Origin of the sequence: Streptococcus sanguinis, from assembly GCA_013378335.1 — a bacterium.
GTDB lineage: Bacteria > Bacillota > Bacilli > Lactobacillales > Streptococcaceae > Streptococcus > Streptococcus sanguinis_I.
In genome coordinates, this window is sequence record CP040556.1 from 1,618,305 (window position 1) to 1,644,383 (window position 26,079).

A 26,079-nucleotide genomic window follows, 5' to 3' on the forward strand; every position below is an offset into this window, starting at 1 on the left:
AAATTAATTTATTGCTACATAACGACGGCTACCACTATACCCAACATAGCTAATCCACTGATGACCATCTGCAATAAAAGTTTGATCATAAAAGACTGTGCTACCTTTGTCAAAGTTTGCTAGTTCTGGACTTGATATTTTAGCTTCAGACCGAATAGAAGCATAGCCTTGAAAAATGTAATTCCCTTTTGATGGAATAGATATAGCTGGTAATGAGACTTCCGTAGTAGCAGAGCCTGCACCTACAAGTTTTCCATCATCCTGAACGTAGTAAAGATGAATATTGTATTTCCCAATGGAATTTTTATGATCACTCACTTTAACAGTCTGTTTGTAGGTCCCATCTGGTTGCTTGCTAGCAGTGTACCAAACCACGTCATCTTGGTCATTGACAGCAGACCATGTAGGTACCTTTACTTCTTTTACACCACCAGGATTAGAAACATTAGACACAATAATATCAAAGGTGCCTGTCTTTGAAGTATTATTCCGAATAGTAATAGTTCCTGTCGGCTGGATTAATTCCTTATCCAAGGAGACTTCTGTCGTCGTTCCTGTTACACAAATCATTTGGCCATTATTTTGAACATAGTATAAATGCACATTATATTTTCCAGTGGAATATTTATGATCGCTAGCTTTTATTGTCAATTTGTAAGTGCCATCTGATTGTCTTTTAGGAGTATACCAAATAATATCATCTTGATCATTCGCACTAGACCATGTAGGTACTTTTACTTCTTTTACACCACCAAGATTGGAAATGTTAGATATAACTACATCAAAGGTTCCTGTTTTTGGATTATTATTTTGAATAGTAATTTTTCCTTCAGGCTTCTTAATAGAAACGGTAGTCTTCGTTCCCCCAGCTCCAACCATTTCCCCATTATTTTGAACATAATATAGATGGATATTATACTCTCCTGTAGAACCTTTATGTTTATTTGCATTGACAGTTATTTTATATGTTCCATTAGGCTGTTTAGCAGCAGTGTACCAAACAATATCATCTTGTCCATTTTCACTTGACCAAGTTGGTAATTTTACTTCTTTCACACCATACGGGCTAGAGACATCAGATACAATGACATCAAAAGTCCCTGTCTGAGCATTATTATTTTGGATAGTCAAGGTTCCCTTTAAAGGAGCCTTTGGCTTTGTTACTCCAATGGCAATATATCTACGATTTCCAGCAAAGGAGAGATAGCTAATCCATTGATGGCCATCTGCTTCCAATTTGCGATCATATGTAACAGTTTGTCCTGCATCATAATAAGCTAATTCAGGACTAGACATCTTAGGCTCAGCTTTAATGGAGGCTCTTTGAGTGAAATGATATACTCCACTGGCAGAAATTCCTTGATTATCAGAAGGCTGGGAAATCGGTGTAGATGTACCTCCAATGATATCTTTAAAATGTATAAAGCCTGACATTGAACTTGCAGCAACTACTCTGCGATTATAACTTTTACTCCAAGCATAGTTATATTCTTCAATTTCTACATTATTTCCCAATACATTGGACACCCATGCTACATGTCCGTAACTTCCATCATCAATCCAAGCGACTGAGCCAAGAGCTGGATGATTATCTACCCTATATCCTTCTCTTCTTGCTCGATATCCCCATTCACCGCCATTTCCGTACGCACGAGGAATGTTAAAACCATTAACTGAACTTAATCTATAAGCAGTAAATGAAGTACAATTTTTAACAATAAGTCCCCAATCGTCCGCAGCATAATCAGGGAGATTTTTAAACCTTACTGGATAGTCATCGCCTCGAGCGATTGAACCATTCCCTGTAGCCAGTAAAGTCGTATGTCCAGTCCCGTTTGCAACTTTACCAACAGTTGTTTTGAGAGTTGTTGTTTCTTCTTTATTCGCACGCCGGCGGCTGACATCATTAACAATTGAGGTGGCTGGCTTATCTACATTCGAAGCGGCATAGCCACGTGTTACTAAATGTTTAGGATTAGTAGGATCATCTATAACTGGATTTACTTCTACAGTTTTCTGTTTTTCATTAACTGTTGAAGTTTGATCAGAAACAGGCTCAGTGCTGATTGAAATATCATTTGCATTTGTCGATTTATTTTCAGTTTCTAGTGGTTCAGGAACTTTAGAAGTTACTCCATTTTCAATACTAACTAAATTGTTATTTACAGCATTTTTTGTTTCCGATTCAATATCAGAACTTACTGTTGCATTTGACTTTTCTGAAACACTCTGATTTGTGTCCACTGCTATGTCAGAAGGTACTGTAGAAACTACTGAATCAGTACCAGTTGGAGAAATTACTTGATCAGCAGCAACTGTTTGAGTCCCTGCAAATAATAATGTTCCTAGAAGCACTGAAACTGCTCCTAGAGAATATTTACGAATAGAAAAGCGTTGAACCTGCTTGTTAAAAAATTGATTTTTCATTTTATTTGCTCCCTTTATTAATCTTTGTGCATGACAACATTTAATTTCCTAAAGCCAAAACCAAATCATGGCGAGATAATAAGAAATCCTAAACATGTGATTCTCTCCTTTCCTATTTAACTTTTTCCATGTTTCAATTATAGACTCAATTACAAATAAAAAACAGGACATAGATGTCCTGCTAGTCTTGATGATAGAGCCGAAGTTCTTTATTCCACTCCTCAGCCATTTTTTTAGATAGAAAAGTATGACCTAACAATCTTGCCAACGTCAGTCCCTCTTCGTAGTATTGTTGAGCCTTTTTCTCGTCCTTGTGTACGAAAAGCTCATATTCTCCCTCTAACATTCTTATCAGCGGTTTCTTTTGATAGTCCTCTGTCAATTCCATGATTATATTAAGTTTGTTGAGTGTATCTTTTGTATAAATGAACTCTTTTCGCTCGCACTCAATACCTGGGATTGTCAGTAGAGCATCTCGCATGAGAAAGAGATATTCATTTGGAATATAGTCAACTGACTGCAGTAATCGCTGAGCGATTCTTGCATATAATTCCTTATCAAACTTAGCTGACCGAATCTCCTCTTCATCTCCCACATAGATCTGATAGAGCTGGATGTAGAGTAAATCATTCACGTCATAATGCTTTTTACTCTGCAAATCGTCCAAATGCTGGGCAAAGAGAGTCATTCCATACTTATGGAATTTCTCAGAAGTATAAGTATAAATCTTTGATTGCAAGATATCCATTACATTCTGCTCAGCTTCTGGCAAATCATCATAATAAACTTCAAAAATTTCATCTATGATATGCTCCAATTCGAACAAAGCTTCGGTATTGCCATAAGTGGTCGTCCGAATCAGCTTATACTTCAAGCGCTGATAGTCAGTAGGTAGAGCTACATCTTCTTTTTTACTTCCTGTCAAAGTTGTCAAATCGACCTCTAGACAGAAAGCCAGATATTCTAAAGTAGAGAGAGTAGGCTGGGAAATGCCTGACTCCAAACGGGTTAACTGCCGTATAGAAAGCTTTGACTCATCACCACACAATTGCTCCTTGGTCCAGCCCCTATTTAATCGAAGCTGTTTCAAATGCTGTCCAAATTCTTTTCCTTGCATCGTCAATTCCCCTCCCAAATAAATCAGGAAACTTTTATTTATGTTATCATGTTATTCTAGATTTATTATAGCATAACTGGAAAGATTTTACTAATAAAATTCCAAAAAGATTACTTCCTTTTCTCAGTGATGAAATCTACCTAACTGATGCAACAGTTAGGTAGAGCGGAGCTATTGAGACCTTAGGCTCAATAGTTAGTCATGGAACTCTGCAGGAGGTCGCTGACGTCCGCCATCACTTGAGAAAAGCATGTAAATCTAAAAATTAGTATATTACAAGTATTAAAGGACCCCAAACTTAAAAGTTTGGAGTCCTTCTACCATATTCTTTTTTTTAAGCCTAAACACAAAAAACTAGCAATACACATTCAAGTGAGATGGCAAGACACGAATCGTCACTGGCAGTTGGTCACCCTCATCTCCGTCAACGTTGACGCTGAGCTCTGCCTTATCGTCAGCCAACTCAACTGTGATTTCCTTAAAGGTCAGATACTCGATATTATCACTTTCTTCACCATTGCCCGAAATCAAATCCGGTACAGAAACCAAGGTGTCCAAGAGATTTTTATCCTTAAGATACAAGAGATGGAGCAAGCCGTCATTGACAGTGGCTTCAGGGAGAATGCTCTCGAAACCTCCGATTGAGTTGGTAGAGCCAATCAAGAGTGTGCTGCTCTTTATCGTGCGCTCTTCTCCATCAATCTTCAAGTGAAATTCGTAAAAACTAGTATCCATCAACTGCTTGAAACCAGAGATAAAGTAGGCAAACTTACCCCACTTGGTCTTGTCTTCAGAATCTACATTGTTGATCGACTCTGGAATAGTTCCAATGGCAACCACATTCATAAAGTACTGGTCATTAATCTTGCCGATATCAAGTGGCTTGACTTTGTTGATATCGAGATTCTGAATGGCTTCTTCAGCGTCTAGGGGAATGCCGAGAGCACGCGCCAAGTCATTGACCGTACCAAGTGGAAAGAAGCCAAAGGTCGGACGATAGTCTAGTTCAGCCAGGCCGCTGATTCCTTCATTGACTGTTCCATCGCCGCCCATAACAAAGACGCTATCATAATGGTCTTCTGCTGCTTGCTTAGCAAAAGCTGCTGCGTCTCCGCCTTTTTCAGTATGCTTGACCACTACCTCATCGAAACATTCTGCCAACTTTTCCCTTGCCAAGTCTTCATAGGACTTGGCTTTTTCGCCCCCCGAACTGGGGTTGACAATTAATAGGACTTTAGACATAAGGAAACCTCTTTTCATTTGATAGCTCATTATACCATCTGGAAAACACTTTCACAAGAATTTGAAACTGCTGGCTTTCGAAAGACCAGAAAAGCAGTTTAGTATTTAAACTCCATTACACAGAAAAACACTTCTGCTGTTAGACTTTTCTGCCTAACTTTAGAAGTGTTGTCTTATATTTCGTTTTTCTATTAAAAGAAGGCAATGAGAACAAAGGCAATGAGATTATTTGCCAGATGTAAGCCCATTGAGTAGCGCAGATCCTTCTTAGCTAGATAGCCTAAGCCAAAGATGGCTCCCAAGATGAAGTAAACCAGAAACTGGACTAGATTGCCCGGCATGTGCAAAAGAGAGAAAAAGCTGGCAGATACAGTTAAATAGAGCAGGATTTTCGCCAAGCTGTTTTGGTCGGGAAAGAGAAACTTAGCCAAAAATCCTCGTGTCAGCAACTCCTCAAGAATAGGAGCAAAGATTACCATGTATAGAAAGGCAAAGGCTGGCTGCTGCTGAATCAACTCTACAGCAGCATTCTGATTGGCAGAAGATTCAATAGGAACGAGCTGCTGGAAGATAATAAAAGCAAGCAAGAGGACGCTGGGAAGCCAGACAGAGCTGGTCAGCTTGGTATTTTTGATTTCCAGTTTCAAATCTTTCTGGTACCATTTCCACATGGCAAAAGAATAGAGACTTGCAAGTATGACAAAAATCGGCAAAATCAATAGTTGAGAAAATCCCCCTGTCAGAGAACCTATAGTGAAAACAACTATAGTCGAAAAAATATAGAAATAGGTCAAGAGGACAAGAATATAAAGGCCAAAATTAGTAAAGAAAGTTTTTAATTTCATAGTGATTCCTTATAGATTGATTTACTTAAACATAGCTAGCAGCAGCATTATAGCCATGGGGAGATTGTTCAGGATATGAACCAACATGGAATCTTTTATATTCCCCCGACGAGCATAGGATATATACAGAATCAAACCAATGGCAAAATAGGGCGGGAACTCGGACAATTGCGTGATATGAGGCAGAGTGAAGACCACAGAAGTCACAATGGCAGCCAAAACTTTTTGATTATTTTTGAAAAAGAAGGCAGTTCCAAAACCGCGGAAAATTAGTTCTTCCATGATAGGAGCGATAAAGGCAATCGTTGCAACAAAGAGCAAGGCAAAAAAGATATACTGCGAAGACATCATTCCCCCCAGCCCTTGTATGGCGCTGTCATTACTAGTCTGGGAATTGCCGCTCAGGATGAGATTGAGATAAACACCGACAATAGCAGCCACTCTCGCAAGGAAAAAGAATAGAAAAGCAAAACCGATATCCTTGCCAGACAGTCTGAACTGCTTCTTTTCTTCTGGCACATGCTTCTGATAATGCCGCCATAAACTACGGAAAATCAAGAAAACTAAAATCAGATACATTGCTACCAATAGTATCTCTACATACATGGGCACATTTTTCCCATACATCAAGAAGAGCATCGGGGTAGCGTTTATAAGGATATTGAGAAGGATTAAACCTAGCCATTTTACGATTCCTAAGGCAATTGCTTTAAAGTTGTTCATTATAGATTCTCCTTTTGATAGATATTGATACCGACTTCTGTGTCCTCAATAGCGATATCCCCCTTCTGCCGAATAATAGCCGCAGCGAGGAAAAAATCTCCTACACAGCCAGCTGCGTGAAAGCTAGCAAGGACGATATAAGAAGTGGCGGGCAAAATATGCAAGGCATAGATCAAGGTCAGGACTAGGCTAATCAGAAAGAAAGGTGCCAGAATAATGACCAGCATTCTTTTCCGACTGTAAAGGCTGCCTGGACTGGTCGCATAAGCCATGCCACTCTTAAAACCATACTTAACCTTGGTATTTTCATCCCCCAGTACCTTAAAGAAGAAGCCGTGGATCAGCTCATGGATGATCATTAGAACAAGGAGGTAGAATAAGTCAAAGAAATGAAAAACTTCGCTGCCCTTGCCATACATTAGAATAGCAATCCAGGTAAAGAGGGCTAGAAAAGGGAAGATCAGCAATACTGCCGTTATATTCAGAGCCAGATTGACCTTTTTATTATGGATAAAATCAAGTTCTTTCAGTAGTTTCATAATTTCTGCCTTTCATCGGGAAATAAGCTTATTTGAAATATTTTCTTACCATTGGATAATACATGAGATTGATATAGATATGAATCACCAGCAAGACGACAAAGCCGGAAACGACATTAAGGGGTGTGAAAGTTCCCACTATCCCTAAAATAACATAGAGGGCTGGCAGAAGTCTCTGATTTACATTGAAGAGAATAAGATAGCACTGTTCATAATTGGCTTGCAGCTCTGACTCATCATAAGAGAGGGCAAATTCTTTTATTTCCTCAACAGTAGGTGCTATCGATAGTTTATATTTTCGGATTTTCTGTGTCGTCTTGAGCAATACTATTTGGGCAATTACAAGGGCTAGAAGAATAACTCCATCATATAGATTAATCCAAAACACCGCACCAGCTTCTAATAATGGAAAAACATAGTTTACACCAACAAATAAGGTAAATAAAGTCAAAGCAGAGGTGACATTATATAAGATTGTCACAGATTCTAACGTTTTAAAGGTTTGACGATAAAGTTCATACTCCTTATCTTCATCCTCTTCTTTCTCCATAGATTGATGATATTTATTTGCTTGGTATATAAAATAAAAAGTAAAAGGATAGAGGATGGTTAAGCATACACGTCCTATATTTTGTAGTAGTCCTACATTCAAAAAACTTGGCCAAGATATGTGTTCAATGCGTCCAGCAAAGAAACCAATCACTCCTCCAATGATTATGGCTAGAATTAAGAAAATTACATTCCTTATTATTCTTTTTTTCGTTGTCATGATTTTCCTTTCCTATTGCTCGATCTAGAGTTTATACTCGACTTAAAGCTAGCTTTTCTTTTATGACTTATCCATTTATCTAGTGTGACTGCTAGAGTCAGATAAAATACAACTGTCCATTCTAACCTCAGGGGCAATTCTATTTGAAGTAGCCCAGCATCTTTTAAAACATAAGAAAAGACATAAACAATAAACAAAGATAAAAGTAAAAGTTGACTATTATTTCTAAGTTGTTTCATTCTTCCTCAATTCTAAAAACGTTCTCGACAGTTTCTCCAAAAATATGAGCAATTTTCAACGCAATGATGATAGAGGGAGTGTACTCGCCTCGTTCCAAGAGACTGATAGTCTGTCTGGATACTTCTGCTCTCCTTGCTAACTCTGTCTGATTGAGGCCATCTCGTGCTCGCAACTCCTTGAGACGATTCTTTAATTTCATGAAATTTCCTCTCAATTCTCCAGCAATTCAATAGACCGAATGTCTTCAATACGAATCAGCTTGGTCTTGGTCTGACCTTTTTTATCTGTCATGCTCAGCTTGACCCATTCTTCATCCACATCCACTACCAGCCAGTTTACCAGCCAGTTATTGGTTCCAATTGACTCGCTCATAATTGTCGGCTTCTTTCCAATCATTTCTTTTAAAAATTGTGACTTTGTTTTGTTCCCCTTTCTTTTTCTTTCTAAAGACTTTATCCGTTCCTGCATCCGCATTAGCTTATTGGAAGAATCAATCCCAAAGATAAAAACCATAAAAGTCATCGGAAGCAAGAACCATAAGAATGCATTCATAAGCGTCCCTCCATTTCCTGTTCAAAAGTATTGTAACAGATTCTTTTCTTTTTGACAAGTATATTTGTCAAAAAATAATAATCATTGTCAAATTTGCTATTATCATAGACAAATAAGAGGCTGGGACAAAAGTCCTAGCCTCTCAATTGTCTTTGGATTGTCGAGCAAGACGCAGTGGTTGAGTGGGCTCTACTACGCTGATTTCATCAGCTTTTACAGCCCTACTCAACTGTGCGGAGGTGGGACGACGAAATCGAATTCTAACGAATTACCGATTTCTGTCCCACTCTCTTTTCCTTTATTCATCTACTTGAGAAAATATTTCTTTTAAAACAGCAATCCCCTGCTGAATTTCCTCCCTGCTGATAGTCAAAGGTGGCAGGAGACGGATAACATTCTCTCCAGCTGTCAGGATAATTAAGCCCTTCTGGCGGGCAGCTTCAACAAGCCTTGACAGACTGGCGCTTGTTTCAATCCCAATCATCATGCCCAGACCGCGAACAGCAGAAATCTTTGGATGATCCTGAAAAGCAAGCTGCAGCTGCTCCATCAAGATGGCACTTTTAGACCTGACTTCTTCTAGAAAGCCCGCCTCTTTCATGATATACAAGGTCTCCAAGGCAGCCGCCATGGCTAATTTATTGCCACCAAAGGTAGAGCCATGACTGCCAGGTCCAAGAGCAGGAGCCAAGCTGGATTTTCCTAATAGAGCACCAGCGGGCAGGCCATTGGCTAAACCCTTAGCCAGTGTCACAATATCCGGTATAATCCCATAATGCTCAAAGGAATAAAGCTGACCCGTGCGCCCCATACCTGTCTGTACCTCATCAACAATCAGTAAAATCCCCTCTCGTTGGCAAAAATCTGCCAAGTCTTTGACAAAGGCTGCTTCTGCTGGACGAACTCCTGATTCTCCTTGGACCAATTCCAGCATGACAGCTGCCGTATCCTGATTGACCAAGTCTTCTACGCTGGCCAGATCATTGTAAACCGCATAGCTGAAATGAGGAACCCCATCACCAAATCCTTCCTTGATCTTATCCTGTCCTGTTGCGGCCATAGCGCCAAAGGTCCGACCGTGAAAGGATTGCTGAAAAGTGATAATGCCTTGCTTGCCAGTAGCTTTGCGGGCTAGCTTAATAGCAGCTTCATTAGCTTCTGCTCCGCTATTGCAGAAAAATGCCAAATAATCATAAGAACCTGCCAGTTCCTGAGCCACCTGCTCTTGCAGAGAGCTAAGATAGAGATTGGGACTGTGCCAGATGCGTCCTGCTTGCTGGATCAATGCCTGCTGGACCTGCGGATGAAAGCCAAGATTGGTTACGCCAATCCCCGATGAAAAGTCCAAATAAGCCTTTCCCTCACTGTCAATCAGATAGGAGCCCTCTGCTTTAACAAACTCAATAGGCGCCCGCTTGTAGTTTTCAAATAAATAAGTCATCGTTATCCCTCTGCTATCAAGGTGCCCGTCAAAAGATTGTCACCAATCAGAACCTGACCGACACCGGAAAGTACAGTCTGAACAGCACTTTCGATCTTAGGAATCATGCCACCCTTGATGACACCTGTTTGAATCTTCTTGGAAACCTGACTAGTCAGAATCTGGGGCAGGACTTTTTTGTCCTCCAGAACCCCTTCTATATCTGTCATCAGGATCAGCTTCTCTGCCTGCAAGCTGCTGGCAACTGCCGCAGCTAGATAGTCTGCATTGATATTTAAGAGCTCACCAGCATCATTTTCCCCCAGCGAAGCCAGCACCGGGACCATGTCCGCAGCCAGCAGCTGCTCTAGATAGGCAGTTTGAATCGCCTTCACCTGACCGACATAGCCATAGAGGTCTTTATCAATAAAATCTGCCGAAACTGTCTTCCCCAAATGTGAAACCAGCTGAAGGCTTTCAATATCTGAATCGTTCAGTTCTTGTGTCAGAGTCCGGCCGACTTGACCTAGCAAGGCCTGCTCAATAATGGGCAAGTCAGACTTAGCTGTCACCCGTAACCCCTTAACCTTGCGAGTAGGCAGCTGGCGCTCTTTCATAAGTTGGTTAATGACCAGACCGCCCCCGTGAACGACCACGATTTTCTTACCAGCTGCTATCCACACTTGCATTTGCTTGATAAACTTAGTAGACAGCTTTTGCGCAGCAACGCCGCCAATTTTTATAACAATCACATCTTTCATTACATTTCTCCTTAGGTTCTATAGAGGGCATTGATTTTCACATAATCATAGGACAAATCGCAGCCCCAGGCCTGAGCTTCAGCGTCCCCATCGTGTAGGTCAATCGTCAAGGTCAGCAGCTCCCCAGCCATGGCATCACTAGTCTCCTCGGGGTCAAAAGCCACAGGACTAGAAGCCTGCATAACTGGAATCCCCTCAATCCAAATATCAATGTCATCAACCGAGACATCTGCTCCCGCATAGCCGATAGCTGCTAAGATTCGGCCCCAATTGGGATCTTGACCAAAAATAGCTGTTTTGACCAAGCTAGAGCCAACGACACTCTTGGCAATCATACGGCCACTCTGTTCATCCTTGGCATGCCGAACATTGACTTCAATCAGCTTGGTCGCTCCCTCGCCATCCTTGGCAATTTTCTTAGCCAAGTCAGTCATAAGATAGCGGAGCATCTTGGAAAACTTTTCAAATTCTTCCGTATCTGGCAGAATTTCTTCATTTTGCCGGCAGCCGTTAGCCATGACTAGCACCATGTCATTGGTCGATGTATCCCCATCCACCGTGATTTGGTTGAAAGTCGTCTCCACATGCTGACTGAGAGCCGCTTGCAAGGTAGCACTGGAAATATTAGCGTCACAGGTTATAAAGGCCAGCATAGTTGCCATATTCGGATGAATCATGCCCGATCCCTTAGCTACTCCCGCCATTGTCACCAGGTCTGAGCCAAACTCTTCTGTGACCACACAGGTTTTGGTGCAAGTATCTGTTGTCAAGATAGCTTCAGCAAAATCTTCTGCCTTACCACTCACTAGAATCTTTGACAGACCATTTTTAAGAGCATTCATTGGAAGCTGCTCGCCGATGACTCCTGTAGAAGCCAGACCTACCAAGTCGGGCTCAATCTTCAGCTTTTGAGCAGTCAATCGCTGCATCTCATAGGCGGCGTCCAGTCCCTGCTGACCTGTACAGGAATTGGCAATACCAGAATTAACTACTATTGCCTGCAATTTCTGACTCTTTTGGATTGATGCTTTGGTCACTAGAAGCGGAGCAGCAATGACCTTATTGGTCGTATAGACTCCTGCCACACTGGCTGGTACTTCTGAGACAATCCAGCCAAAATCCAACTTCTTTTTCTTAAAGCCAGCGTGTAAACCGTCAGCCGAAAAGCCTAGCGGACTGGCAATCGTTCCATCAATAGTTTTCATATCTAACCCTTTCTCATCTAGACATAGGACGGTTGACTGAGCAGGCCATCTGTTTCAGGGAAGCCCAGCATCAGATTCATATTCTGAACTGCCTGACCAGCAGCCCCCTTAATCAGATTATCCAGCACGGCCACTACAGTTAAAATATTCGTCACAGGATTATAGTCGAAACCAATATCTGTATAATTAGTACCGACAACCTGGTGCAAATTCGGCAAAGATGCTTGAATACGGACAAAAGGCTTGTCCTGATAGCATTCTTGGTAAATAGAAATTAGTTCTTCCCTAGTCAAAGGTTCCTTCAACTTGCTGTAAACCGTCGCTACGATGCCACGATTGAGCGGAATAAGGGATGTTGAAAACTGAATCTGCTGCAATCCCTCATCAAAACGCTGTAACTGCTGCACAATCTCAGGAATATGCTGATGCTGATTCAGCTTGTAAGTCACATAATTGTCATGCACATGGACAAAATGACTGGATGCAGCTGGATTTTTCCCCGCCCCTGTCAAGCCACTCTTGGCATCGACAATAATGGAGTCCAGCTCAATAGCCTGAGCCTGCAGCAAGGGAATCAAGGCCAACTCTGTAGCCGTTGCATAGCAGCCGGGATTGGCAATAAATCGCTTCCCTCTGACATCTGTAAACTCAGACAGTCCATAAATAAACTCTTTTTGAACATGGTCTTCAGCAGGCACTTTCCGATACCATTTTTTATAAATATTCCCTGGCAAACGATGATCACCAGATAGGTCAATGACTGGAAATCCTGCTTCTACAAAATCTTTGGACAAATCTTTAGCCACTCCGCTTGATGTTGCAAAGAAAACAAGATCTGCTCGTCGCATAATTTCCTGACTGTCAAAAGCTTCTATTTTCAGGTCGCAAATCCCTTTCAAATGAGGATAAAGCTCTGACACAGAAGCCTCCATATCTTGGCTGGCATGAAGGGAAACGACTTCCGCCTGCGGATGCTGCAGTAAAATACGGAGGAGTTCCATTCCTGAGTAACCAGTAATTCCCACAATCGAAATTCGCATATTTTTAAAACACCTCCGTATAAATATGCGTTTTATTTTACTCGTATCTCTTTCCTTTGTCAAGTATTTTCTGTATTTTTATGCAATATTTTTGAAAATATCATTATTTATTCTAAAACAATTTATGATTTCTTGCCTTAAAGCGGCTTATTTGCTTATCATATAGAGAAGTAAAAGAGCTGAGAGCACAGAAAAAGATCCGCCCAAAGAGCAGACCTTTTCATCTATCTTTTATCTAATATTACAACTTCTCAGCAACTGCTGCTAGCAAGTCTGGAATAGCGGATTGCTTGCTGCCGCCAGCCATAGCCATGTCTGGCTTACCGCCGCCTCGACCATCTACAATCGGTGCCAATTCCTTAATCAGATTACCAGCATGGATGTCCTTGGTCTTGCTGGCTGCAAGAACATTGACCTTATCACCAATTGCTGCGACCAGTACAAGAACATCTGAATAGTCCTTCTGCTTCCACGTGTCCGCAAAGGTACGTAGGGCACCTGCATCAGACACAGAGACCTGACTAGCGATAAAGCTATGTCCATTTGCCTCTTGAACATTCTTGAAGACTTCACCAGAGGCCGCTGCTGCTGCTTTTTCCTTGAGCTCTGCGTTCTCTTTTTGGAGTTGACGCAGCTGCTCTTGCAGTGCTTCTACCTTGTGAGGCACTTCCTTGATTTGCGGTGCCTTGAGAGTCGCTGCAATAGCCTTAAGCGCCTCTTCTTCCTCACGGTAGGCTTCAAAAGCTTCCTTGCTGGTGACTGCCAAGATACGGCGAGTTCCAGATCCGATACCTTCTTCCTTGACAATCTTGAAAATACCGATTTCAGAAGTGTTGCCTACGTGGGTTCCTCCGCAAAGCTCGACAGAGTAGTCGCCAATGGTTACGACGCGAACTTCTTTACCATATTTTTCGCCAAAGAGCGCCATGGCACCCATTTCCTTAGCCGTGTCAATATCAGTCTCTACTGTCTCAATGGCAAGAGCTTCCCAGATTTTCTCATTGACTTCTTGCTCAATAGCGCGCAGCTCTTCTGCTATCACTGCTTGGAAATGCGTAAAGTCAAAGCGCAGGAATTCTACTTCGTTCAGAGAGCCAGCTTGGGTTGCATGATTACCAAGAACATTATGCAAAGCTGCATGCAAGAGGTGAGTCGCCGTATGGTTTTTCATCACACGATGGCGGCGGCTGTGATCAATTTCCAGTTTATAGCTTTGACCGAGAGTCAGAGGAGCCAAGACCTCGACAGTATGTAGTGGTTGACCATTTGGTGCCTTTTGCACGTCCCTTACTTGCGCTACCAGATTGCCTGCTGCATCAAAGATTTGACCGTGGTCGGCCACCTGACCACCCATTTCAGCGTAGAATGGTGTTTCTGCAAAGATGAGGGCAGCTGTCCCTGTCTCAACAGACTCCACTGCTGCATCATCCGCTACGATAGCAAGGAGTTCAGCTGTCAGCTCTTCTTTTTCGTAGTTAAAGACACTCTCTACTGTGATGGCCTGCAGGGTTTCATTTTGCATGCCCATTGAGCCACCCTTGACGACAGACGCACGCGCCCGGTCCTGCTGCTCTTTCATAGCTGCTTCAAAGCCAGCACGGTCTACAGTCATGCCTGCTTCTTCAGCGATTTCCTCAGTCAACTCCAGTGGGAAACCGTAAGTATCGTAGAGTTTGAAGGCATCTTGACCAGAGATGATTGCCTGACCTTTTTCTTTCAGATCTGCTACGATGCCTTGGGCAAAATGTTGACCAGAGTGCAGAGTACGAGCAAAAGATTCTTCCTCACTCTTGATAATCTTTTCGATAAAGTCTTTCTTTTCAAGGACTTCTGGATAGTAGCTTTCCATAATCTTGCCCACAGTTGGTACAAGCTTGTAAAGGAAAGGCTCATTGATACCCAGCTTTTGGCCATGCATTGAAGCACGACGAAGCAAACGACGAAGGACATAGCCGCGGCCTTCATTTCCAGGAAGAGCCCCATCACCAATGGCAAAGGAGAGCGAGCGGATATGGTCTGCGATAACCTTGAAACTCATATTGTCGCCATCTTGGTCATAGACCTTGCCGGACAGTTTCTCTACTTCACGAATGATTGGCATGAAGAGGTCGGTCTCGAAGTTGGTCTTAGCCCCTTGGATAACAGCGACCAAACGCTCCAAACCAGCGCCCGTATCAATGTTCTTATGTGGCAATTCCTTGTACTCGCTACGCGGTACAGCAGGGTCAGCGTTGAATTGTGACAAGACGATATTCCAGATTTCGATATAACGGTCGTTCTCAATATCTTCTTCTAAGAGGCGCACTCCGATATTTTCTGGATCAAAAGCCTCACCTCTGTCAAAGAAAATCTCTGTATCTGGTCCAGAAGGCCCCGCACCGATTTCCCAGAAATTATCTTCAATCGGAATCAAATGACTAGGCTCAACGCCCATAGCAATCCAGCGGTTGTAAGAGTCCTTGTCATCTGGATAGTAGGTCATGTAAAGCTTGTCTTTGGGAAAATCAAACCATTCAGGACTAGTCAAAAGCTCGTAAGCCCACTCAATCGCTTCATCACGGAAATAATCGCCAATAGAGAAATTGCCCAGCATTTCAAACATGGTATGGTGGCGGGCAGTTTTTCCGACATTTTCAATATCGTTGGTCCGAATGGCTTTTTGAGCATTGGTAATCCGAGGATTTTCTGGAATGATGGTTCCATCAAAGTATTTCTTGAGGGTCGCAACACCAGAGTTAATCCAGAGCAAAGTTGGATCGTTGACCGGCACCAAGCTGACTGATGGTTCTACTGCATGACCTTTAGTTGCCCAAAAATCCAGCCACATTTGACGAACCTGAGCACTTGACATTTGTTTCATTTATTTTTCTCCTTAAATTTTTTCTAAAATAATTGCATTATGAGGACGAACTTTCCAGCATTTCGACATAATCAATAGCGACACAGAGGGATATCACCAAATCTGAATAAGACTCCTCATAAATATGAACCTGATAAGTAGAGGTCAGATGGAAAAGCTCCTTGGTAATCTCTGCAACGACTTGATTGCTGTCATCCAGCAGACGAAAGTTTAAATCCCAGATATTACCTTCAACTCGTAGCCCCAAATTATCAAATTTATACTTATCACGCAAAATAGTGAATTTCTGACGGATATAAAAGCTATGCCCGCTGCTGAGTTTGATTTCAAACTGGGGCAGGAAGGTTAGAAGGGTCTTGGTAATCTGACTGACGATTTGGCCCTGACTATCATAGATAGTAAAGGTTTTAGGAATCTGGAAGAAAGAGCCTTCCACTTGGTAATCCACATTTCCTCGATCGTCCTTGATATCAAAGCGTTCGCCGCCTAAGCGAAATTTCTGTTTGACAAGATAGGTTTTCATTATGTTACCTCCGCAGTCAACATAAAAGACAAGTTCCTTGTCCGAAGGGCGAAAAACCGCGGTACCACCTTCATTCAATGAACTTGTCATTCTCATTTCGTATTCTATTTGGCAAGATGAGTAGCATGATTCTCCGTCTCAGATGGCTCGCAGCACCGCCAATTCTCTGAACTAAGAACTTGAAAAATCAATTCTCACCAGTCTTATTATACTTGCTTATTGTCTTTTCGTCAACCTTATTCTGCGGCTGATGAAGAAGCTTCTTCTGAACTGCTTTCGGCTGCTGAGCTGGACTCAGAAGTCTTTGAGCTGCTGGCATCACTTGATGAAGAAGTTGAAGAGCCTGTCGTTTCAATATACTGAGCAAAGACAGATTGGAAAGCACTGTCCTTAACCTTGATGTTGGCATCTTTCAGCTCTTTAGCTACAACGCTTTGGATAAAGCTAGTATCTTTTTCTTTTTGCGCAATGATAATCTCTTTCAGCCTATCTTTGTAGTCTTTCCAGTTAGAAGATTTCTCTGACTTCTTGACCAGCTTAACAATATAGTAGCTTGCTGAGTACTGTGAATCTTGCACAGTAACAAGGTCTGAAATGCCATTTTCTTCCAAAGCAAAGGCAGCTTTTTTGACAGCATCTGGAACATCAGTAGAGCCAGAGTCAAACTTGATTTCTCCGCCTTTTTCCTTAGTGGCAGCATCGGTAGAGTTCTCTTTAGCGATTTGACTGAAGTCTGCTCCTTCAGCTTTAACTTTTTCAAGAACTTCCTTACCTTTCTCTTCGCTGTCAACCTTGATGATTTGAGCTGTTACTTCTGGCGTGTAGTTTTCAAAGGCAGCCTTGTAGTTTTCGTCAGTCAGCTCTTTTTCAGCAGCCTTCTTAACGGCATACTCTACCAGCATATTGGTGCGGATTTGCTCCTTGTAGGTATCTTCGGTCAATCCGTTTTGAGCCAAGACTTGGGCAAAAGCTGTACCGTAAGCAGTTTTAGACTTTTCAAAAGCTTCCTTGACGTCCTTGTCTTTGACGTATTTGCCGTATTGTTCTTCAAAGATGTTTTTGATGGTCATCTGCAGCAAGACCTGCTGAGCTGCAACATTATTTCTCACTTGCTCGTAAAATTCATTGACAGTAATCGTATCTCCTTTCATGGTCACGATGTCCTTGCCTTCTGAGTTAGAACATGCTGCTAATACAGCGACTGACAAGAGTGTCACAGCTCCTGCAAATATTTTTTTCTTCATTTTATATTGACTCCTTATTCTTAAAAGTTCATGTTTTCTATTGTAGCACAAATTTGAATTGATATCTTAAATTTTACTAAAAATTTTTGGAAATTAGGAAAAAATCAGAGATGTCATTTTTTTCTAATCATAAGCAGCCCATCTCCCAAGGGAAGCAGACTGGAAGTCAAATCTGAACTATCCAAAGTTGCGTCAAAAAGACTATGCAACCCTCGGTAAATAGCCCGTTGGCCACGCTTAATTTCCTCAAAAGGCTTGGCAACATCGCCGCCTTGAAAGACATCATCAATGAGGACCAGACCGCCAGGATTGAGGTGCTTGAGGACCTGAGGCAGAAAGACCACATACTTGGACTTGGCAGAGTCCATAAAGACAAGGTCGTAGGAATCCTCTAATGTCTCAAGCAAATCCACCGCATCGCCTTCCAGCAGAGTGATCTGCTGACGGCTGTCATATTTGGCAAAATTAGCCTTGGCCAACTCAATCATCTCTGGATTGCGGTCAATGGTCGTAATCTGAGCCTGAGGAGCATGCTCAGCCGTCAAAAGGGCCGAAAAACCAATAGCGGTCCCAATTTCTAAAATCTTCTCTGGCTGCAGACTTTCAAGAAGCAAGCGGAAATATGCCACTGTCTCATGGGGAATCACGGGCACATTTTCAGCTCTGGCAAAATCCTCTAGTTCCTTGAGTCCACCAGTGACCGGCTGGAGACGCTGCCTCATAAAGTCTACAATTTCTTCTTTGACCACTGGCCGACGCATATTGGGATTAGAGTTTTGATTATAAGTCTCGACCATCTTATGCCAGTCCCAACTTTTCTACCAAGGCTTCAAATTCATCCAGACGACGCTCAAAGACAGCAAAAGCAGCATTTAGGTAGTCTTCTTTTTCCATATCCACACCTGCTTTCTTGATGACATTGAGTGGATAGTCAGAGTTCCCAGCTTTCAGATAGTCCAAATACTTGTCCTTGTCTTCCTGACTGCCATGGACAATCTTTTCAGCCAAGACAGAAGCCGCTGAAAATCCTGTCGAATATTGGAAAACATAGTAATCATAGTAGAAATGCGGAATCCGAGCCCATTCGTACTGAATCTGCGGGTTGTCTTCCTTTTTCAGACCGTAATATTTCTCGTTCAAGTCAGCATAGAGGTCATTGAGAAACTCGCTGGTCAAAACTTGACCTTCTTGGTCAGCCTTGTGGATAGCGTGCTCAAACTCAGCAAACTGGGTTTGACGGAAGACTGTACCTCGGAAGCCATCCAAGAAGTGATTGAGGATAGCAAAGCGAGTGGCGTCGTCTTCTACTTCTTCCAAGAGCTTCTCTGTCAGGATATTTTCATTGGTCGTTGAAGCAATCTCAGCCAAGAAGATAGAGTAGTCTCCATAGACATAAGGCTGGGTCTCACGAGTATAACTTGAGTGCATACTGTGGCCTGTCTCGTGCACCAAGGTAAAGAGATTGTCCAGTGTGTCCTGCCAGTTGAGCAACATAAAGGCATTGGTATCGTAAGAACCGCCTGAGTATGCCCCTGAGCGCTTGCCTTGATTTTCATGAACATCAATCCAGCGCTCTGAAAAAGCTGTCTTGACTCGGCTCAAATAATCCTCACCCAGAATAGCCAGAACTTCCTCAGACTTAGCCAAGGCTTCCTCATAAGTGAACTTGTAGTCTGTCTCTGACAAAGGAGTGTACATATCATACATCTTCAAGTCAGAAATGCCTAAAATCTTCGCTCGCAAAGCGATATAACGCTGCAAGAGAGGCAAATGCTTATTGACAGCTGAAACTAGGCTGTCATAGACACTTTCTGGAATAAAGTCCGCTGACAAGGCTGCTTCACGGGCAGATGAAAACTTGCGGGCTTTCGCATTGTAGTTGTGAACCTTGACATTGGTCTGCAGAGTCTTGGCATAGGTATGCTGATACTGCTCGTATACGCTGTAGAGAGCCTCGTAAGCTTCCTTACGGACTTCTCGATTTTTAGACTCGACCAAAGTAATATAGTTACCGTGGCTGAGCTGAACTTCATTTCCATCTTCATCATGCACCATCGGAAAGACAATATCTGCATTATCCAAGATAGCAAAGGTTTCGCCCGCTGCCCCAAAGATTTCACCAGCACCAGCCAATAGTTCTTCTTCACGCTGTGTCAGGATGTGAGCCTTCTTTTTCAAAAGCTTGTCAAAATAATGCTGATACAGCTGCAGGGCTGGCTGCTCAGCTAAGAAAGCTTGGTATTGTTCTTCTGTAATCGCCATAAATTCGGGCTCGTAGAAGGCAAAGCTTTGACCAAAATCACTGTAAAGAGTCATGCCTTTAGCCTGATACTCTTGGTACTTGGCCACACGTGTATCCTGGTCATTCTTCATGTGAGCATAAGAATAAAGCTTTTCAATACGACGCATCAAGTCTAACTGGATTTCTGTCGTTGTCAAAAGACTGTCTGCTGAATCTAGCAAATGTCCAGCCAGACTAGCTGCTTTCTTCACTTCTTCTGAAACCTGCGCCAGCTCAACTTCAAAGGCTTCATCTGTTGGGAAAATGGTGCTCAAATCCCAAGTATATTTTTCTTCAATTTCATTTCTTTGTTTTGCCATAAAAAAATCCTCCGACTCCCCTATTCTATCACAAAATTCCACTTTTTATAAAACTCAAGTACCAAAATCTCTTAGTAGCTATGCAGACTGACTTAGTTTTAAAAAAACTCTTTGATTCTAATTCCTGACCAAACAAAAATTAGATTCCAAAGAGTTCATTGCTAAATTTCTTCAAATTTCGTACTGCTGTTGTCTATAACGCTTACAACTTTTTTAGAAAATTGCCCTTTCATCGAGCTATCTATCTGATCTGCAGCTACTTTCACGCTCTCCTGAACAGTCTTTGCGACATCGGTAAAAAGAGTATCATAATTGCTTTGAAGACTGCTTTTTTGAGCTAACAAAAGAGGAGCTAGAACATTTGTTATAATTTGCTTTTCTATTGCTTTCCTAATTTCTGCCAAATCAGCTGTTTTAGATGGTGAAAAGTAACTTTTCACTGGTGCTGAAGCTATTTCTGATATAAACATAGACTTTTTCCTTTCCTCTACTCTAAACAGCAGATTTATTTAGAATCACGAAGACGACAATAGCTATCTTCAATTTCCCATACTAAACGGCGTCTCTGCTTAGAGAATGTTTCCAAAACTTTCTCATCTTTTAGATCAAGATTTTTCAGTTCCTCGCTGCTAGCCTCTTCCGCCAATATATCATAGGATTCTATATACTGATTTAGAGCCTGCCATTCGATACTAGTGTCCCTTTCTTGTTTCCGTAAAATAGCAGTCGCCATTTCATACTCTTCTTGTAGCATGTCGGAAAATGCTTTTTTCTTAGATAGGATGATATCTCGTTCTTTATCAATCTTCAAACGTTCCCGCTGAAGTTCTGAGTATAGTTCCTCCATCTCTTTTTCTTTTTTAGCTATATCCTGCTTCATTGATTGATTTGGTTCCATTGTTCAAAATCTCCTGCTAACGCCTGATCTTTAGCCAGCAGCTGCTCAATGCCAGCTTCAATCTGACCTTGCAAAACTTCAAAGATAATTAGAGGCATTTGAAATTTAGACAATCGACTTTCAAAGTGCTCTTGTAAAGATCCGACCAATGATTGATAATCTGCACCTCCAGCCTGATAGGCTGCAGTCACCTCATCTGGACTAAGACTGAAGCCCTGAGGAACTTTTCCCAACTGCTCTGCTAGCTTTTCTGCTTCGCTAACAACCTGATCTCTAGCCTGCTTCAAAGTGTCATAGCCTAGTTTGGTCACATTTACTAAACTTTGAACAGTTGCCTGGGCTTGAACACTGTCCAGATAAATCTTTTCATTACTGCTAAATCCACCCTTAGACAGATACTTCTTCATATTCTGGTAAGGGATCATATTTGCTTTGATGGTATCCTTGATAGTCGTCTTACCTGTCCCATCCATAAGCACAAAGTTTTTATTTTTATCGTAGATATAGCCCTCCATCATATGCTGATCGCCGATTTCTTTTTCGACAGTCGCAATATGATGTACAATACCAGCAGCGTTTTCACTGCCAGATAAGCTGTAGCCTAAGCTGACGATGTCCTTATGGTCGATATGATTAAAAATCTTATACTTAGCGCTATCCAGTCGTGCCTGCTGTTCCTTGGGCAAGAGAGGATAGATATTAGGGCCATTGTAGATGTGGACTGTGCCAATATGGCGCATCTCCTCCTCTGTCAGGGTGGATAGAGCATACTGGATATCCATAGAACCCAAAGAGTGTCCGTAAAGATCAATCTTGGCATTAGGGTACTTACGAATGGTTTCCTTAAGATGCTTAGCCGCATCCTTAAACTGAGCCGGAGGAAACTTTTGTGTCTTTTTGAGATAACTAGCAGCTAACATAATATTCGGTGCAGCAATTCCTGTCGTTAAAGTTCCGCCATAAACACCTGTAACATTTGATATAACATTCTTCCTCAGCTCATTGAAGGGATTTTTATTGAGAGAATTAAGACTCTGCTTCACAGCTTGACCAGCATCTTTATTAAAGATTCCTACTACATTTCCTATGTTATTACTTACGTCTCGATCTGCCTTATCTAGTTCTTCTCGACTTTTTTGAGTAATAATATTTTTTGAATGACGATAAACAAAAGGGGTAGCATATTTTACTGCACCTGCAGGTCCTAGACGGTGAGACGCCGTCACAAAGTCTGTTGGCAGCCAATCCGTAACAGTATCGTGGAGCAACTTAGGAGTGTGCGTCTTGGTCTGAGAGCCCTGCATCATGACTGTCACATCCTGCACCTGAGCACGCTCAGCATCCGAAGCGGAGTAGGGGACAGCGGCACGCAAGCTCCCATTAGAGTCTTTGATTTCAGTTTCGGTTAGGCCACTCTCTTTATTCGTTAGCACATATACTTGTTCTTCATTGCCATGTACATTGTCGTAAATTTGGGAGACTGTGCCGATGTAGCCTCCATCTTTAAGTTTGACCTCTTGATTTACTTTCTCAATTTCATATTCTTGCAATGCAATATCAACTTTTTTCTTATCACTAAATGCTTTATCATACGTCATGTCATTCTCCCCTCAATTTCTTTGCGAGTTCACCAGAGATTACATAACCTGTGTGTTCTAATTTCTCTTCAGATTCTTCCATCAATGTTGTTTTAATAGTTAATTCTGGATCACCATTGATTATAAGTTCAACGATTAACCCCCCCATAGGATTATACTCTAATTTATCTTTATTTATTGAATATTCTTTTATAATGCCCTCCTCAGTCAATGCTTTAGAATCTTCCTGTCTCAGTAATTCTTCTATTGCCCTCTGCGCTTTCTTCCCCTCCGCAATCTGAATCATTTCTTCTTTTTCTGACTGACTATTTATCATACTGCAACCTCCTAAAAACATAGCTGAACTGAGCGTGATGATACTCAGAAATATTACAAAAATTTTCTTCATAGTGGCTCCTTTCATTTCTCATCTTTGCTAAAGCTGATACCTTAACGAAAATGAGAAGGCAGTTTTAGATTAACGTCTTATATTAATTATTATACTATTTTCCTAAAGAATATGAAAGCGTAATCATTGTTAGAAGTTCGTAAAGATAAAAGCTTGTTCTTCATTGTCATGTACATTGTCGTAAATTTGGGAGATAGTTCCAACATAGGTTTCGTCACTTAGTTCAATTTCTTGATTAACACGTTTTATCTCATATTCTTGTAAGGCAATTTTTACTTTCTGTTTATCACTAAATGATTCATCGTATGTCATATTATTCTCCTCTCAATTTCTTTGCGAGTTCACCAGAAATTACGTATCCAGAATACTCCATCTGTCCATTAGAATCTTCCGTTAATGTTGTTGTAATTGTCAAGTCAGGATCATCGTTGATTATAAGCTCAACAATTAAACCTCCCATGGGATTATACTCAAGACTTCTTTCGTCTATTGTATATTTTTTGATTATTCCCTTTTCTGTCAATGCTCCAGGATCTTTCTTCTTTAACATTTGCTTAATCAATCTCTTAGATTTTTTACTCTCCGCAATCTGGATCATTTCTTCTTTTTCTGACCGACTATTTAGCATACTGCACCCTCCTAAAAACATAGCAGAACTGAGCGTAATGATACTCAGAAAAATAATAACTATTTTCTTCATGATGACTCCTTTCACTTCTCATCTTTGCTAAAGCTGGATCCTTAGCAAAAATGGGAAACTAGATTTAGATTAATGTTTTATTTGATTATTATACTATTTTCCCAAAGAATATGAAAGCGGAATCATCAAAGATTCATAAATATAAAATGCTTTATCATAGCGCAATCATTGCTAGGAAGTTATGAAGAAAAAGTCTTATTCTTCATTGCTATTTACATTTTCTTCATCCATTAGTTCTATAAGCTTCGGTGACCACACAGTCCCATCTCTGTGAAATTTCCCATTTTCGTCCTCTGTAATGACATATCCTAGTGTTACTTCCTCGTCACCATTAATGATTAAATCAAACATTAATCCTCCCATTGGGTTCTGAGTTAGTGACTTTTTATTAATTTCATAACTTTTAATTTTCCCTTCAGGTGTTAATGCTTGAGGGTCAATCTTTTTCAGCCCTTCCTCAATAACACTCTTCATCTTTTTACTTTCTGCAATTTGAATCATTTCTTCTTTTTCCGACCGACTGTTTAGCATACTGCAACCTCCTAAAAACATAGATGAACTGAGCGTGATGATACTCAAAAAGATTACAAAAATTTTCTTCATGGTGGCTCCTTTCGCTTCTCATATTTGCTAAAGCGAGATGCCTAAACAAAAATGGGAAAATGGATTTAGATTAATGTTTGATATTATCATTTTTATACTATTTATTTAACGTTGTGATAGCGCCACTACGGATAAAGAGATGAAAAGACAAAAAATCGTTCTCCATCATCTTGTATATTGTTGTAAATTTGGGAAACGGAGCCTATGTATTCTATTTCGCCAATAGATCACTAAGTTTCCGACTTCTTGAATTTGTGGCAATTTCAAAGTTACCAGTAGTTGAATCTTCTACTACTGTTACACTTAAACTTATATTCTTATCTCCGTTAATAAACATTTGAATCATTATCCCTCCCATTGGGTTATAATTTAACTTATCCTTTTGAATTTCATAGGATTTAATCTTCCCTTCTGCTGTCAAAGCTTTGGGATCTAATTCCTTAAGAAAATCTTCCAAGGCTCTCTTCATCTTTTTACTCTCTGCAATCTGAAGCATTTCTTCTTTTTCTGACCGACTGTTTAGCATACTGCAACCTCCTAAAAGCATAGCTGAACTGAGCGTGATGATACTCAGAAAGATTACAAAAATTTTTTTCATAGTGGCTCCTTTCATTTCTCATCTTTGCTAAAGCTAGCTGAATTAGCACGATTTAGAATTTTTAACTATCTAACTTATTACTTTATTATATTATACAGGATTCTCAAATATTCTAAAACTGAAAGGATAACTAAAAGTTTATGGCTTCATCAATGGGAAACTAACGATACTTAGCAATTTTCTCTTATCATCTCATAAAAAGCTGGTGAATAAACAATTTGCAGATTTTTTTGCTGGAGATTGGCGTAATAATTCTCAAACTGCTGGTAATAGTCACTCAGGTCAGTAGTTATCTGACAGAAAGAGGCAGCTTGTATTGGCCGAACCTGTGGATAGAAATCCTCTGCTGACTTAGTCAGGAGATTATCGCCAGCCTGATAGAGCTGGGCCTGCAGCTGCATCCATCTAGGCTGCTGGTAATAAAGCTGACGACGGATATAATTGCAGATGTGCGGATCTTGCTGGGCTAGAAAGCTGTTCATCTCCTGCTTTTGAAAGGGCAAACGCAAAATATCCAAAAGCCGGCCGTGACCAAAGGGAAAGTTCTTGGTCTTGTGCTGGACTTTTCCATGCAGATCTTCGTGAATCAGGTATTTGAGACGCAGAACTTGCTTTTCTTGATCCAGCTCCCAGAGATGAAAGCCCATATTTTTACTAAAATAGAGAAAATCTTTCTGCAGACGGGTTAGGGAATCCTTGAGCCAAAGTTTTCTCCCCAAAAGCCAGAGAACCTGATAGCCATGCTGGCGGTAAGAAAGCGTCCGTTCCTGCAGCCGTTCTATACTTAGGGGACTGCACTGGACTTCAAGCGCCAGTTTTTCATCAACCAGTAGATCAGCAATCTGCTGCAGTACAGGCAAAAAAGCCTCCACCTCAACTTCTTCTGTCTGGACAGCCCAGCGAAAAAGCTCTGCTTTAAGGTTCAGGTGCTCAGCACTCTCATTTTCCCTATAAAAACGACACTCTTCTAGCGAAATATGCGCAAAGTGCGGCTGCATAACCTTACCTTTTTTAAAACGGACTGCCCCTGAACAAGCTGGGCAGACGAAATCAGCCCCCTTCTCAATCTTATCCTCCAGAGCATTACACAAAAGCCCCTTATGATTTCGCGCCACAAACATATCCCAGCCCCCTCTAAAGTTTCTCTCATTTACTAAAATATTCGCAAAAGAAAAGAGAAACCTCA

Annotated in this window: 27 protein-coding genes and 2 pseudogenes; 1 reads left to right on the forward strand and 28 read right to left on the reverse strand. The window is 41.2% G+C overall.

Annotation, left to right across the window (positions count from 1 at the left end; genetic code table 11):
- Positions 1 to 3: 3 nt before the first annotated feature.
- The 3 genes from FFV08_08280 to FFV08_08290 all read right to left on the reverse strand — a co-directional run bounded on the left by FFV08_08280 (position 4) and on the right by FFV08_08290 (position 4,786).
- On the reverse strand, positions 4 to 2,427 hold the full coding sequence (locus FFV08_08280; GenBank protein QLB52595.1) for a YSIRK-type signal peptide-containing protein: 2,424 nt from the start codon (positions 2,425 to 2,427) through the stop codon (positions 4 to 6).
- A 181-nt stretch (positions 2,428 to 2,608) separates the two neighbouring features.
- The gene (locus FFV08_08285) at positions 2,609 to 3,544 is read right to left on the reverse strand and encodes a transcriptional regulator (GenBank protein QLB52596.1); all 936 of its coding nucleotides are present in this window, start codon (positions 3,542 to 3,544) and stop codon (positions 2,609 to 2,611) included.
- A 354-nt stretch (positions 3,545 to 3,898) separates the two neighbouring features.
- Entirely contained in the window at positions 3,899 to 4,786 is an 888-nt protein-coding gene (locus FFV08_08290) for a diacylglycerol kinase family lipid kinase (protein QLB52597.1), read from the reverse strand.
- Between the two features lie 18 nt (positions 4,787 to 4,804).
- Here FFV08_08290 and FFV08_08295 point away from each other — a divergent pair.
- Positions 4,805 to 4,981: pseudogene (locus tag FFV08_08295) on the forward strand (ArsR family transcriptional regulator).
- Here the strand turns inward: FFV08_08295 and FFV08_08300 are convergent.
- The 25 genes and pseudogenes from FFV08_08300 to FFV08_08420 form a co-directional block, all read right to left on the reverse strand.
- Positions 4,978 to 5,631: a CPBP family intramembrane metalloprotease gene (locus tag FFV08_08300; protein ID QLB52598.1), complete on the reverse strand. Its 654-nt coding sequence runs from the start codon at positions 5,629 to 5,631 to the stop codon at positions 4,978 to 4,980. The pseudogene FFV08_08295 and the gene FFV08_08300 overlap by 4 nt on opposite strands.
- A 21-nt stretch (positions 5,632 to 5,652) precedes the next feature.
- The gene (locus FFV08_08305; protein QLB52599.1) at positions 5,653 to 6,354 is read right to left on the reverse strand and encodes a CPBP family intramembrane metalloprotease; all 702 of its coding nucleotides are present in this window, start codon (positions 6,352 to 6,354) and stop codon (positions 5,653 to 5,655) included.
- The gene (locus tag FFV08_08310; protein QLB52600.1) at positions 6,354 to 6,893 is read right to left on the reverse strand and encodes a DUF3267 domain-containing protein; all 540 of its coding nucleotides are present in this window, start codon (positions 6,891 to 6,893) and stop codon (positions 6,354 to 6,356) included. The genes FFV08_08305 and FFV08_08310 overlap by 1 nt, the downstream gene beginning before the upstream one ends.
- 28 nt (positions 6,894 to 6,921) lie before the next feature.
- Complete coding sequence (locus tag FFV08_08315) at positions 6,922 to 7,662, reverse strand: DUF3169 family protein (protein ID QLB52601.1); 741 nt, start codon at positions 7,660 to 7,662, stop codon at positions 6,922 to 6,924.
- Positions 7,663 to 7,897: 235 nt separating this feature from the next.
- Positions 7,898 to 8,101, reverse strand: a complete 204-nt coding sequence (locus FFV08_08320; protein QLB52602.1) for a helix-turn-helix transcriptional regulator — start codon at positions 8,099 to 8,101, stop codon at positions 7,898 to 7,900.
- A gap of 11 nt (positions 8,102 to 8,112) precedes the next feature.
- Positions 8,113 to 8,454: a hypothetical protein gene (locus tag FFV08_08325; protein ID QLB52603.1), complete on the reverse strand. Its 342-nt coding sequence runs from the start codon at positions 8,452 to 8,454 to the stop codon at positions 8,113 to 8,115.
- 225 nt (positions 8,455 to 8,679) lie between these two features.
- Positions 8,680 to 8,748: pseudogene (locus tag FFV08_08330) on the reverse strand (NUDIX hydrolase).
- A 4-nt stretch (positions 8,749 to 8,752) separates the two neighbouring features.
- Positions 8,753 to 9,895 (reverse strand): acetylornithine transaminase, encoded by a 1,143-nt coding sequence (locus tag FFV08_08335; GenBank protein ID QLB52604.1) that lies wholly within the window; start codon positions 9,893 to 9,895, stop codon positions 8,753 to 8,755.
- A 2-nt stretch (positions 9,896 to 9,897) separates the two neighbouring features.
- The gene (argB, locus tag FFV08_08340) at positions 9,898 to 10,635 is read right to left on the reverse strand and encodes an acetylglutamate kinase (protein ID QLB52605.1); all 738 of its coding nucleotides are present in this window, start codon (positions 10,633 to 10,635) and stop codon (positions 9,898 to 9,900) included.
- An 11-nt stretch (positions 10,636 to 10,646) separates the two neighbouring features.
- Positions 10,647 to 11,840 carry a bifunctional glutamate N-acetyltransferase/amino-acid acetyltransferase ArgJ gene (gene argJ / locus FFV08_08345; GenBank protein ID QLB52606.1) on the reverse strand — a complete coding sequence of 398 codons (1,194 nt, stop codon included), beginning with the start codon at positions 11,838 to 11,840 and terminating at the stop codon, positions 10,647 to 10,649.
- A 17-nt stretch (positions 11,841 to 11,857) separates the two neighbouring features.
- Positions 11,858 to 12,880, reverse strand: coding sequence for an N-acetyl-gamma-glutamyl-phosphate reductase (locus FFV08_08350; protein ID QLB52607.1), 1,023 nt, complete (start codon positions 12,878 to 12,880; stop codon positions 11,858 to 11,860).
- A 241-nt stretch (positions 12,881 to 13,121) separates the two neighbouring features.
- A complete protein-coding gene (gene alaS, locus FFV08_08355) occupies positions 13,122 to 15,740 on the reverse strand; it encodes an alanine--tRNA ligase (GenBank protein QLB52608.1) in 2,619 nt (872 codons plus the stop codon).
- Between the two features lie 37 nt (positions 15,741 to 15,777).
- Positions 15,778 to 16,263, reverse strand: a complete 486-nt coding sequence (locus FFV08_08360; GenBank protein ID QLB52609.1) for a UDP-N-acetylenolpyruvoylglucosamine reductase — start codon at positions 16,261 to 16,263, stop codon at positions 15,778 to 15,780.
- A 236-nt stretch (positions 16,264 to 16,499) separates the two neighbouring features.
- Entirely contained in the window at positions 16,500 to 17,507 is a 1,008-nt protein-coding gene (gene prsA, locus FFV08_08365; GenBank protein QLB52610.1) for a peptidylprolyl isomerase PrsA, read from the reverse strand.
- Positions 17,508 to 17,620: 113 nt separating this feature from the next.
- Positions 17,621 to 18,304: an O-methyltransferase gene (locus FFV08_08370; GenBank protein ID QLB52611.1), complete on the reverse strand. Its 684-nt coding sequence runs from the start codon at positions 18,302 to 18,304 to the stop codon at positions 17,621 to 17,623.
- Position 18,305: 1 nt separating this feature from the next.
- Complete coding sequence (gene pepF / locus FFV08_08375) at positions 18,306 to 20,108, reverse strand: oligoendopeptidase F (protein ID QLB52612.1); 1,803 nt, start codon at positions 20,106 to 20,108, stop codon at positions 18,306 to 18,308.
- A gap of 161 nt (positions 20,109 to 20,269) precedes the next feature.
- Positions 20,270 to 20,578 (reverse strand): hypothetical protein, encoded by a 309-nt coding sequence (locus FFV08_08380; protein ID QLB52613.1) that lies wholly within the window; start codon positions 20,576 to 20,578, stop codon positions 20,270 to 20,272.
- Between the two features lie 35 nt (positions 20,579 to 20,613).
- Positions 20,614 to 20,988, reverse strand: coding sequence for a hypothetical protein (locus tag FFV08_08385; protein QLB53291.1), 375 nt, complete (start codon positions 20,986 to 20,988; stop codon positions 20,614 to 20,616).
- Complete coding sequence (locus tag FFV08_08390) at positions 20,985 to 22,604, reverse strand: hypothetical protein (protein ID QLB52614.1); 1,620 nt, start codon at positions 22,602 to 22,604, stop codon at positions 20,985 to 20,987. Before FFV08_08390 ends, FFV08_08385 begins: the two co-directional genes overlap by 4 nt.
- A gap of 1 nt (position 22,605) precedes the next feature.
- Positions 22,606 to 22,992, reverse strand: a complete 387-nt coding sequence (locus FFV08_08395; GenBank protein QLB52615.1) for a DUF1310 family protein — start codon at positions 22,990 to 22,992, stop codon at positions 22,606 to 22,608.
- Between the two features lie 129 nt (positions 22,993 to 23,121).
- Entirely contained in the window at positions 23,122 to 23,304 is a 183-nt protein-coding gene (locus FFV08_08400; protein ID QLB52616.1) for a hypothetical protein, read from the reverse strand.
- Position 23,305: 1 nt separating this feature from the next.
- The gene (locus FFV08_08405; GenBank protein QLB52617.1) at positions 23,306 to 23,692 is read right to left on the reverse strand and encodes a DUF1310 family protein; all 387 of its coding nucleotides are present in this window, start codon (positions 23,690 to 23,692) and stop codon (positions 23,306 to 23,308) included.
- A gap of 195 nt (positions 23,693 to 23,887) precedes the next feature.
- On the reverse strand, positions 23,888 to 24,295 hold the full coding sequence (locus FFV08_08410; protein QLB52618.1) for a DUF1310 family protein: 408 nt from the start codon (positions 24,293 to 24,295) through the stop codon (positions 23,888 to 23,890).
- Between the two features lie 211 nt (positions 24,296 to 24,506).
- Positions 24,507 to 24,893, reverse strand: coding sequence for a DUF1310 family protein (locus FFV08_08415; protein QLB52619.1), 387 nt, complete (start codon positions 24,891 to 24,893; stop codon positions 24,507 to 24,509).
- Between the two features lie 170 nt (positions 24,894 to 25,063).
- Positions 25,064 to 26,014 (reverse strand): competence protein CoiA, encoded by a 951-nt coding sequence (locus tag FFV08_08420; GenBank protein ID QLB52620.1) that lies wholly within the window; start codon positions 26,012 to 26,014, stop codon positions 25,064 to 25,066.
- Between the last annotated feature and the right edge of the window lie 65 nt (positions 26,015 to 26,079).